This window comes from Gammaproteobacteria bacterium, from assembly GCA_022340215.1.
Taxonomy (GTDB): domain Bacteria; phylum Pseudomonadota; class Gammaproteobacteria; order JAJDOJ01; family JAJDOJ01; genus JAJDOJ01.
The window spans coordinates 1-10,556 of sequence record JAJDOJ010000048.1; the positions used below are offsets into that span (position 1 = coordinate 1).

A 10,556-nucleotide genomic window follows, 5' to 3' on the forward strand; every position below is an offset into this window, starting at 1 on the left:
GCTTCGCAGCTCACCCGGCGCAATCTGGTATGCCATTTTCCGGCAATCGCCTTAGCTTCCATTATCGTAACTTCTCAAATAAGTCGGGGCGGATTTCAAATCAATGGGTTGCGAGGATCCCGCAGCACGACAGAGCCGTCGACGGATGCCACCACCAAAAAGGAATCAATGAGTTGGATACAGCAACCCCTACACAAAGGTGCTAGGAGGCGCAAGAACGTACCACTCCGCGCCTCTATGTCGTTGTTTTTACGGGCGCCATGCCTTTTTGAGAAGTTACCCATTATCATCCCCGACCACACTCGTTTCTCGCAGCGAGTTAGACACGATTGATTTGCGGCGAGGCTCGGTACATACAGTCAGAGGTATCTCAGCGGCAGAAACAGGCGACTATCGCCGAAGGTCAAGCGAACGAAGCCGTAACGCTCATAGAAAGACTTGGCTTGCTCGTTGATGGCATCCACGACCATGGCGTAGATCGCGATATCGTCGCTTACTGCCAAGGTTCGTTTGATCGCGTCGGCCAGAAGCATCTTGCCGATCCCGATTTCCTGAGCAGATAGGTCAACGGCCAATCGTCCGATGAGAGCAGCCGGTACAGGGTGCCTGGGCAACTTCGCGGCGACCACTTCGGGCAAGACCGACAAGTCGATGGAAAGCGCGCTTAGCGAGTAGAACCCCAGCACCTGCCTTTCGTCTTCTGGAGAGCGGACAACAAACACTCGGCTGACCCGGCGTTTCATATCCTGGCCGGCCTGACGTTTAAGATAGCGATCCAGGGACTCGATGCCGCAACTGAAAACGGTTCGGTTGTGGTTTCGGTTGAGTGGTTCGATGACGAATTCGTGTGCCGAACTCATTTCAAGGCTACGCGGCGATCATGCTGCACTAACTTATTTCAAGGTTACGCGGCGGTCATGCTCCATTAAGGCAGCCGTCAGCTTCTCGTTGAATTCGACCGGTTTGGCCAATGCATCGAAAAAAAGTTGTGCGTCTTGTTTGTTGAGCTGGATGGACTCGCGTTCAAGCAAGGTCTTTTCGGCGCTGGCGAGGGCGCTGGATAGAATGAAACTGCTGACCGTCTTCCCCTCGAAAGTGGCCGCGCGCTCAATAAGCATCTTGGCGCTTTGTTTCAGGCGCAGATTAATTCGCTCGTTTTTTGCAGTGCTGGTTGTCACGCTGAGCTCCTGAATCGAGGTCGATAACGATAAGTAATATGTACGTCTAAATGGTGCCTTTGTCAATCTCGCCGAGATTTGGCCATGGGAGGCGACTATCGTGTAATGGGGTGACGGTTGCTGCGCGGAAATTTTGGGAGCGGTAGACACGATCTGGACATGGCGGCTACGTAACGCATTGAAAAGCAGGGGAACAGCGAAGGTTCGAATTCCTCGCTTTTCATAAATAACTTATAAAAACAAGGATTTATAACCATAAGCAATCCCTCGGTACGGCAAGCACTGTTTCAGGAGAGTTCATGCTTTTCAGCGAGTTGAGGGTTCTCCGGGAAGCTGGATAGCTTCAATTTCGGAAAAATCTGTCGCGTCGCCCGCCACTCTATGCCAACCCACGCCAATGGCGCTTGAACCTTGCCAGTCGGCGATGAGAGTGCCGATGGATCCTGTTGGCTATTCCAAGAACGTCTCGTTGTCGTCTTCCCGGTATCCCATGGTGCGATAGCCGATACGTCGTCTTCCAAACATTTTCGCGAGCATCGGCACCTTACCGTCCACGTAGTCCACGATTCTTACTTCGCGTTTTCCGGGGTGCACTCGGTGTAGCCGACCGGCGTATTACACGAGCGTACCTTTCCAGGACACCGGCAGAGCAAGGAACAGGGTATCGAGCCGAGCGTCATCGAATCCTTCGCCGATGTATCTTCCAGTGGCCAACAAGAGTCGCTCTTCATACATAGGAATGGAAACGAGCTGCGCTTCGACTTCCCGCCGCTCTTTCGCCGACCGGCCTCCCCGCAGAATGACGATATGCCGGACAAAACCCTTCAATCGGTCGTTCAGTAGCTCGACGTGCTCTTTGCGCTCCGTCAACGCGATGGGGGACCGGCCTTCTTCCATGGTCATGAGTACACCATCGGTGATTTGCTCGTTGCGCTTTTCATCGACGACCAGCAGGCCGTAGAGTTCCTGGATAGTTATGCCGGACGCTTGTACGGGAGCATCAAAACCGGTCTTGCGGACAACGAGTCGATGATCGAAAGGGCGATGCGCCAGTTGGCTGCGTGGATCGACTTTGAAGCGAACGGGGCCGATCTGCATATGGATGATAGGTTGGTGACCGTCGCGGCGCTGCGGTGTGGTCGTCAGGCCGACAACGTATCTTGCCTTGACCTCGGAAAGCACCCGTTCAAACGAGACGGCCGTCAAGTGGTGGCATTCGTTAATAATTACCTGGCCATACTCGGTGACGATGTCGTCCACTGAATCATTGCGGGAAAGACTCTGGATCATGGCGACATCGATCTGTCCAGTGAGATTTCGCTTTCCACTACTAATCTGACCGATCGATTTCGCATCGAGGCCAAGAAAGATCCCGATCTGCGATTTCCACTGTTTCAGCAGCGGTTGCCTATGTACCAGAACCAGGGAGCTGCACTTGCGTTGGGCCATCAGATAGGTGCCCAAGCACAGTTTTCCCGAAACCGGGAAGCGCCACGACCACACCGTTGTCGTGTGCGACTATGGCTTTTGCCGCCTGGCGCTGGGCAGCGGTCAATTCGCCGAGGAACGTTACTTCGATAGGTTCGCCAGCGTGTCTCAGGTCTTCCAACTCGAGGCGGCTTTCGTATTTTTGGAGCAACATCCGCACGTCGTCCAGACGCCCTCGCGGCAGACTGATGTGCTTTCCGCAGTATTGGGGTCAGACTCGATTGATACCGTACTTACAGGCTTTACGGGATATGTTTTGCAGGACAATATTCGATCTGTTCAATCGAGTCTGACCCCATTGATCTGTGACCCCATTGATCTTGCGTCGGTGTTGCCTCAGGCGACGGTGATGTCATCCGAGAGATACACGTCCTGAACCGCGTTCAGCAGGGCGACCCCCTCGGCCATCGGCTTCTGGAACGCCTTGCGTCCCGAGATCAGACCCATGCCCCCCGCACGCTTGTTGATCACTGCCGTGAGAACCGCCTGATGCAGATCGTTCTCTCCCGACGCGCCGCCCGAGTTGATCATGCCGGCGCGACCCATGAACGCGCTGGCCACCTGATACCTCACCAGGTCCACCGGATGCTTACTGGTCAGCTTGTCATAGACCAGGGGGGAGGTCTTTCCGAAACCGATTTCCGTGTACCCACCATTGGTCGTTGCCTGCTTCTGCTTGACGATATCGGCCTCGATCGTGGCCGCGAGGTAGTTGGCCTGGCCGGTCAGGTCAGCCGCGGCATGATAATCCGTTCCCCCGTGCTTGAAGGCCGGGTTGCGAAGATAGGCCCATAGGAAGGTGACCATGCCGAGCTCGTGCGCATGCTGGAAGGCCTCGCTGGTCTCCTGGATCTGACGCCGGGATTCCTCTGAGCCGAAATACACCGTCGTACCAACGGCGACGGCCCCCATGTCGAAGGCCTGATCCACCGTCGCGAACATCGTCTGGTCGAACACCGGCGGATAGCTGAGCAGCTCGTTGTGGTTCAGTTTCACCAGGAAAGGGATCTTGTGGGCGTAGCGTCTCGCCACCGACCCGAGGACGCCCAGGGTCGATGCCACCGCATTGCAACCGCCCTCGATCGCCAGTTTGACGATGTTCTCGGGATCGAAGTAGGCGGGGTTCGGGGCGAACGAAGCGCCCGCGGAGTGTTCCACACCCTGGTCCACCGGAAGGATCGACAGAAAGCCGGTGCCTGCGAGCCGGCCGTGATCGAACATGGCCTGCAGGTTTCGCAGGGTACCGGGCTTCAGGTCCTTCAGCGCCAGGACACGGTCAACATAGTCCGGTCCCGGGAGTTGCAATTCACTACTGGGAATCCCCGTGCAGATATGCCCGAGCAGGGAATCCGCGTCTTCACCGAGTAACCCGATTATGTCAGTCATGACTGTCGCCCCTTTTGTGGAATAATTGCGATTTCCGTCCGGTGTTGAATGACGTGTCGTATTTGACCGGCGGACGCGTAAAACGCGCCGTGCGGTGAAGGATACACTGCCCGTGACACCGAGCGCCACCGTGGCTCCGTGACGGTTCGATCCGCAAGCACGACAACCGGTAGGAAACCCATTCAAGAGATGAAAACGCTCAGGCAAAAGGTCGTCCTCGTGCGTCATGGCGAGACCGAATGGGCGCGCGACGGGCGCCACACCTCGTTCACGGACCTGCCCCTGACCCCGCACGGACGCGACCAGGCGAGGCTGCTGCGCGGGACGCTGAAGGACTGGCGGTTTTCGAAGGTATTGTGCAGTCCGCTGGAACGTGCGCGAGAGACCTGCGAGATGACGGGACTGGCGGACGCGATGGTCCTGGATGCGGATCTCGCCGAGTGGAACTATGGTCGTTACGAGGGACTGAAACTCGCCGAGATCCAGGCCCTGGATCCGCACTGGGATGTGTTCGTCAGCGGTTGCCCTGGGGGGGAGTCACCTGCGGCGGTCAGCGAGCGGGTCGATCGCGTCATCCGCGGTATTCGCGCCATCGACGGGGACGTCGCCGTGTTCTCTCACGGTCATCTGCTGCGCGTCTTCGCCACCCGCTGGATCGGCCTCCCCGTCGAGGACGGGCATCTGTTCGTCCTCGATACCGCGACCCTCAACATCCTCGGCGCGTATCACGACTCGGCTGCCATCGTGACCTGGAACGCAGAGATCGGAAGCGGCTGACAGCTTTCCGGACCGTGAGAAGACCGCGGTCAGAGTCGACGCGTCAAACCCCGTGGCAGCCTGCTACCCCTCGTCCCGGCGATTGGCCAGGTCATGCCAGGCCCGCCACAGTTCCATCGCGCCGGATACCTGCTCGATTGTCAGCTCTTTCCGGGTCCGGCCAAGGTGCCGCTTCGACGGGCGAGGCCGCGACCCGGCAGGGCAATGGTGAAAGTAGTGGTCCAGCAACAGATTCCAGTTCCGGTCCGAAAGGGCATAGGATTCACTGTTTCGATCGGAGTTCTCAGACATGTTCCCTTCCCCCTGACGCCGAGAAGTATCCTTACCTACTCATGATGCTGCGCCGGGTGCGTCTCGGGTTTTAACCCTTGCGAGGTCTGCGAACGGGCCCGGGAATCGCCACCCGAATAACGCCGTGGCTGCGGCGTGCAAAGGACGGGCCCGGAGCCGGAAACCGTCCTGCGACGACAGGACGCACCGATACGGGTATCCTATTCGTTGCATAACCGGGGCCACAATGGTTCGGAAAGATCCGAGTTTCCCGCTTAGGAAGCCCTGCACAAATGAGCGAGACGGATGCAGCGCAAGGCGCACGGCGCGCAGCGACCGAGACATATCAGGTAGACAGGCGAGGAAGCGAGCACCGCGCAACGCAGCGAAGCGCCGTCGCAGTCATTCGTGCAGGGCTTCCTTTACGGCTCGACAACGCCCGGAGTCGTGCCTTGACTGGAAAGATCGCTGGTGGATACGAAAAAACCGGGGCCTGAGGCGACCGACACAACCCCGCAGAAAAAGCCCGGTTCTCCCTGGAGCGTCGCCGACCTCATCGATTACGAAAGCTTCCTCAACGCCGACGAACAGAAGGTACGGGAGTCACACGGTGCGCGCGCGGAGATCGCGAAGCGGGACAGGGCGCTGTATCTGGAAAGCGCCGGGGACGCCGCCCCCGCCTCCACCTTTCATACCCCGGCGCATCGCCGTGACACCCTCCATGGATGGCTCGACGGGCGACGGCGGGGGGCGGGCGGACGCGGAGCCCTGGGCCTGCCCGGGGAGACGTTTGCCCGCAGCCTTCGCATCACCGGGCTGGTGGCCGTCGTGGTGGGACTCATCTCCGGCACGGGTCTCACCGCCGCGCTGCTGCGCTACGACGGTGAGACCCCGGTCAACGTCTCCTGGTATATATTCGTACTTGTGCTGCCCCAGCTGGCCATGGCGCTCGCCGCGGCGCTGATCTGGCTCCTGCGACGCTCCGAATCGATGGGACGCGCGCTGGACGATCTATCCTGGGGCCTGCGGCTCGTCCGGTCGTTGACCGCTGGCCTTTCGCATCGCATGCAGGCCCGGATCCCGCAGGGCGCGCGGGAAGAGGTGCGAGCGCGCCGCGGCACGGTCTCATCGCGCTCGGCCCTGTACCAACCCGTTGCCACCTGGACCTTCCTCGTCCCCCTGCAGAGCCTCGGCGTCGCCTTCAACGTTGCCGTCATCGCTACCACCGTCTCGCTGTTGTGGTTTTCGGACCGGGCGTTTGGCTGGCAGTCGACCCTCGAGGTGTCGGACCGGACCGTCTATGCGATCGTTCGCACGATCGCGCTTCCCTGGCGGCCGATTGCCGGCGAGGGGCGCGGATACCCGAATCCCGAGCAGGTGGCCGGATCACGCATCTACCTGAATGCGGACAAGGCGTCCTACGATCCCGCGCACCTGCGTTCCTGGCGTTGGTTTCTGGTGCTCTCGGTGCTTGTCTACGGGTTGCTGCCCCGCGGGATCCTGCTCGCGATATCATCGCTCGCGCGGCGTCGCGCACTTACCGGGCTGTCGTTCCGGGATGCCCGCAGCCAGGCCCTGTATCGGCGCATGGTGACACCCAGCCTGGATGCATCCGACAGGACGAGCCGCCAGGGACCGGAGATGGCGATCCCTCGGACCGTGGAGGTGGAGCGCCACCCGCCCCAACGGGGATCGCCCTCGGGGAAGATGGGCGCCGACGACTGCCTGATGATCCTGCATGTCGACGTGCAGGACGTGCTGGACGATGCTGACGATCCGCGGTTGCTGGCGCTGGTCGACAATCATACCGGCTGGCATGTCGCGGCGCGTCGGACCTTCGGGACAAACCCCGCGAAGAACCGCGAGGTCAGCGGGACCGTGGCAAACTGGCAATGGCTGTCGCCACCGCCGAGGGTGATAGTGGTCGACGATGGCTCGCAGCCCCCGATCACCGAACACCTGCATTTCCTGAAGGACCTCAGAACAGCGGCCGGCGCGGAGGCGGACATCACGCTGGCCCTGGTGGGCGAGGTGACGGATTCCGATCCGCTACCGCCGGTCACCGGGCGGCAGTTCACTCAATGGAGGCAAAAGGTCGACCAGCTCGCCGACCCCTATCTCCACCTTGTTTCACTAACCCCGTTGGCGCGGGAAGACGCCTGATGGACACGACACCTCTGCAACTGGCGATCATGGGTCACCCGAACGCCGGGAAGTCCTCTGTGGTCGCGACGCTGACCGAAAACGACAGCATCGATATCGGTAACGTCCCCGGTACCACGACTCGGTCCGACCACTATCCGGTCATCATCGATGGACGCACCGTGATCGAGTTCATCGACACACCCGGGTTCCAGAACCCGGGCAATCTGCTGGAGTGGTTCAAGGCGCACAAGGACGAGGAGAACGTGGCCGCGGTCTTCATTGAAGCCCACGAATCGAACGCGTTGTACGTCCATGACTGCGAATTGCTCCGTCCCGTATCCCAGGGCGCGGGGATCATCCTGGTCGTCGACGGTTCGACGCGCATCCGCCAGAAGGACCGCGACGAGATCGAACTGCTGAGACTCACCCGGCGCCCCCGAATGGCGATCCTCAACAACCTGACGAATCGGGAGAACTACCTGTCACAGTGGGACAGCGAATTGAGGATGTCCTTCAATTCGGTGCGAGAGTTCAATGCCCACCGGGCCACCTACGCCGAGCGCATCGACCTGCTCAACGCATTGAAGAGTATCGAACAGGGCTGGGAACCCCGGTTCAAGGAGGCGATCAGCACCTTCGAGACGGACTGGGACAATCGCATCGAGCAGACCGTGGAGACGATCATCGAACTCTTCCGGACCGTTCTGGAATACCGGGTGTCGAAACGGGTCAATCCGGAAAAGATCAGCACCCGAACCGGGGAAAAACGGGTCAAGGCCCAGCTCGTCAAGCGTCTTGAGGAAGGGATACGACGGTTCGAGAAAGACGCCCAGCAGGAGATCCGCGCACACTTCCGTCACAAGGTCTGGAACACGCCGCCTGGTTCGCTGCTGATGGAGGACCTGTTCTCGGATGAGGTCCGCCATGGCCTCGGACTCAGCAAGGTGCAGCTCGCGCTGGCGGGTGCCGCGGCCGGAGGGATCGCCGGCGGGTTGCTGGACGCCACGACCGCGGGTCTCACGCACGGATCCTTTGCGCTGCTCGGTGCTGCCGGCGGCGGAGTCACGGGCTGGCTCGGCGGTTCGGCTCTCGCCAGGACGGATATTCACCGCATGCTGGGCGGCGTTCGCGTCACGGTGGGTCCCGTGACCCGCGACGGGTTCCTGTTCGTCCTGCTCGATCGGATCCTGCTCTATTGCGCTCGGGCGATGAACTGGTCCCACGGCCGTCAGGGGGCTGACGAGGATGCGCCGAATCGGGTATCGGAAAAGCACGTGGAACCCGCCAGCTTCGCCCAGGACCTCACCGCAAGCCAGCGCAAGTCGCTGGTGCGGTTCTTCTCAGCCGCTCGAAAGGGCAGGGATACCCCGGCGGAGGAGGTGTTCAGGGAGATCCTGAGAGCGACACTGCATGATCTGTCGATGGGCGCTATCGACAGCAGGACGAACGTTTGACCGGCTCGTCGCCATTCCACAATTCCCAGGCAGGATTCCCCCCTCCACCCGCTTCGCCGTCGAAAAAGGTCCATCGCCGCTCTCCCATCGCGCCAAGACGATTCCTGCTGCACAACAGGTGCCTGCCGGCAGGACTTTACCCCGGTCGCTGTTGTGCCGGTACGTCACGGGAGCCGGACGTTAGGCGATTTCTGTCAAATGACATACCATCCTGTTTGTCTTTTCGTCCGTCCTCGGTGTTGCGACAACCGTTCCATCGTTCAGAAAGGTGTAGCGCTCCCGGCCGGGGTGAAAGCCCGGCCGCAGGAATCGCAACCCGCGGAATGCCACCCTGAGCACCAGGGCGGGACCGAATCCTAGACGTCGCGAGGGGTGCGGGGCGTACCCGGCCACGAGTGAAAACATGTAAGCTGGCGAGCGCGGGAATCAGGAGGACGACGGCCTGTAGCCCGAGAAATCCGAATCCAATGAAGCGATGGATCCAACCGGCCCCGCTGGCCCGCATCACATCGAAGGCGGCGTATCGATGGGACAGTTCCTCTCCGCCGTGCCAGAGAAAGGGTGTTCCCGTCCCGAATGTATGTGCCGCCTGAAACCTGCTGCTATTTGCCGCTGTTTGACTCCAGACTAAAAACCCCCAAATCCTGAACGTTGCACATGGTGCAGCCGCTTTCGCACGTGGATCGAAGCAGATTCATGCCTGTTCAGCTGACATCTGACCAGAAAACCGGTATGGAGGGGTAGCCGAGGAGACAGGCATAGCGCCAGCCTCGCGCATAGTATTCCTCGAGGTAGGCCGCAAAGGTACAGTCAGCGATGTGCTCGAACGCGGCGCACACGGCGAGAGCGGCCTTGATGGGCAACCGCCCGGCACCGCATACATGCGGGAGCAACGCCGGAGGGCGCCACTTCGGTGGTAGATACGTTCCAGGAGCAGCACGTTGAGGGGTTCGTGCGCGGAGATGTGATTGCTCTCCTGCTCCAGGAAGACTCCGGCGTCCGCCACCAGGGCCGGGTCTTCGAGAGTCGGTAACATCTCGCTGATACGCTGCACCATGAATCGCTCGCCAGTACTCGCAAAGACCGAAGCGACGGGCGATCGCATGGAGTTCAGGTTCTGCGGAGAGCCGCATAAGTGCGTCAGTGTCGAAGTCGATCGCCGGCCGACGCGTTACCAGCCTCGATTCGACTCGAACGCCCCTCTCCAGGCCCACGGACCCCAAATCGACTTGAGCAACCATACCGTTTCGGGACTCGAGCAAGGTGCGCATTCAGGGCCAGGGCCGGTACGATCACGCAGCGCAGGCTCGTACCCGCTTTCGCATTCAAGGTGCCGGGTTCGATTTTTCTGTTGCGATCGGTCCGTACTCGTGATGAGTCTACCGACTGCGTGTACTCTGGGAAATGGACGGTTTCAGACCGGGGAAACTGCGTGATCGACGTAGAGCCAGCCTCGCCGGACGGCCCACTTCTCCAGCTCCACGGCGACCAGGACGACCCAGGGCAAGGTCATGCGCAGACAGCGAGTTCCTCAAACGTCAGAGTGGAGGTATGGAGTACGCCCTGGAGGAAGGGGGTGTAGACCGCCGCCATCTGCAGCCCCAGCGTGAGAACAATGACCCCGAGCAGGGCCGGGTTGCGGGCCGATCCGATGTGGAACAGCGAATCCCGCTCGAAACGTATGGCCATCGCGTGCGCCAACTGAGAAAGGGTGAGGACCGTGAGCACCACCGTCTGCCAGTTTTCCGACCCCGCTCCCAGGCCCAGGCCTGCGCCCCCAGCGACAAGCCGCCGATGCGCAGTCCCACCCAGACGATGTGCTGCCATATCCCATGGGCAAAGACGGCTTCATCGGGGG

At 60.5% G+C, this 10,556-nt stretch carries 12 protein-coding genes and 1 pseudogene; 5 read left to right on the forward strand and 8 right to left on the reverse strand.

Annotated elements, in window-relative coordinates; translation table 11 throughout:
- Positions 1-206, forward strand: a 206-nt coding sequence (locus LJE91_03580) for a hypothetical protein (GenBank protein MCG6867822.1), incomplete at its 5' end; no start/stop codon positions are given.
- Between the two features lie 153 nt (positions 207-359).
- On the opposite strand, the gene LJE91_03585 is transcribed toward LJE91_03580, so the two are convergent.
- The 3 genes from LJE91_03585 to LJE91_03595 all read right to left on the reverse strand — a co-directional run bounded on the left by LJE91_03585 (position 360) and on the right by LJE91_03595 (position 2,642).
- Positions 360-860 carry a GNAT family N-acetyltransferase gene (locus LJE91_03585; GenBank protein MCG6867823.1) on the reverse strand — a complete coding sequence of 167 codons (501 nt, stop codon included), beginning with the start codon at positions 858-860 and terminating at the stop codon, positions 360-362.
- 33 nt (positions 861-893) lie between these two features.
- Positions 894-1,178: a DUF1778 domain-containing protein gene (locus LJE91_03590; GenBank protein ID MCG6867824.1), complete on the reverse strand. Its 285-nt coding sequence runs from the start codon at positions 1,176-1,178 to the stop codon at positions 894-896.
- A 615-nt stretch (positions 1,179-1,793) separates the two neighbouring features.
- Positions 1,794-2,642 (reverse strand): DEAD/DEAH box helicase family protein, encoded by an 849-nt coding sequence (locus LJE91_03595; protein ID MCG6867825.1) that lies wholly within the window; start codon positions 2,640-2,642, stop codon positions 1,794-1,796.
- Here LJE91_03595 and LJE91_03600 point away from each other — a divergent pair.
- Positions 2,635-3,042: a hypothetical protein gene (locus LJE91_03600; protein ID MCG6867826.1), complete on the forward strand. Its 408-nt coding sequence runs from the start codon at positions 2,635-2,637 to the stop codon at positions 3,040-3,042. The two genes, LJE91_03595 and LJE91_03600, sit on opposite strands and share 8 nt — an antisense overlap.
- On the opposite strand, the gene LJE91_03605 is transcribed toward LJE91_03600, so the two are convergent.
- Entirely contained in the window at positions 3,003-4,052 is a 1,050-nt protein-coding gene (locus LJE91_03605; protein MCG6867827.1) for a class I fructose-bisphosphate aldolase, read from the reverse strand. The two genes, LJE91_03600 and LJE91_03605, sit on opposite strands and share 40 nt — an antisense overlap.
- Before the next feature lie 189 nt (positions 4,053-4,241).
- Here LJE91_03605 and LJE91_03610 point away from each other — a divergent pair, with 189 nt between their 5' ends.
- Complete coding sequence (locus tag LJE91_03610; GenBank protein MCG6867828.1) at positions 4,242-4,829, forward strand: histidine phosphatase family protein; 588 nt, start codon at positions 4,242-4,244, stop codon at positions 4,827-4,829.
- 63 nt (positions 4,830-4,892) lie between these two features.
- On the opposite strand, the gene LJE91_03615 is transcribed toward LJE91_03610, so the two are convergent.
- Positions 4,893-5,120: a hypothetical protein gene (locus LJE91_03615; GenBank protein ID MCG6867829.1), complete on the reverse strand. Its 228-nt coding sequence runs from the start codon at positions 5,118-5,120 to the stop codon at positions 4,893-4,895.
- Between the two features lie 450 nt (positions 5,121-5,570).
- On the opposite strand from LJE91_03615, the gene LJE91_03620 reads away from it, so the two are divergent.
- Both LJE91_03620 and LJE91_03625 read left to right on the forward strand, forming a co-directional pair.
- The gene (locus LJE91_03620; protein MCG6867830.1) at positions 5,571-7,262 is read left to right on the forward strand and encodes a DUF2868 domain-containing protein; all 1,692 of its coding nucleotides are present in this window, start codon (positions 5,571-5,573) and stop codon (positions 7,260-7,262) included.
- The gene (locus tag LJE91_03625) at positions 7,262-8,698 is read left to right on the forward strand and encodes a GTPase/DUF3482 domain-containing protein (protein ID MCG6867831.1); all 1,437 of its coding nucleotides are present in this window, start codon (positions 7,262-7,264) and stop codon (positions 8,696-8,698) included. Before LJE91_03620 ends, LJE91_03625 begins: the two co-directional genes overlap by 1 nt.
- A 704-nt stretch (positions 8,699-9,402) precedes the next feature.
- Here the strand turns inward: LJE91_03625 and LJE91_03630 are convergent.
- The 3 genes and pseudogenes from LJE91_03630 to LJE91_03640 all read right to left on the reverse strand — a co-directional run bounded on the left by LJE91_03630 (position 9,403) and on the right by LJE91_03640 (position 10,525).
- A complete protein-coding gene (locus tag LJE91_03630) occupies positions 9,403-9,561 on the reverse strand; it encodes a hypothetical protein (protein MCG6867832.1) in 159 nt (52 codons plus the stop codon).
- Between the two features lie 47 nt (positions 9,562-9,608).
- A pseudogene (locus LJE91_03635) lies at positions 9,609-9,803 on the reverse strand (metal-dependent hydrolase).
- A 404-nt stretch (positions 9,804-10,207) separates the two neighbouring features.
- Positions 10,208-10,525 carry a cation transporting ATPase C-terminal domain-containing protein gene (locus LJE91_03640; protein MCG6867833.1) on the reverse strand — a complete coding sequence of 106 codons (318 nt, stop codon included), beginning with the start codon at positions 10,523-10,525 and terminating at the stop codon, positions 10,208-10,210.
- Positions 10,526-10,556: the final 31 nt, after the last annotated feature.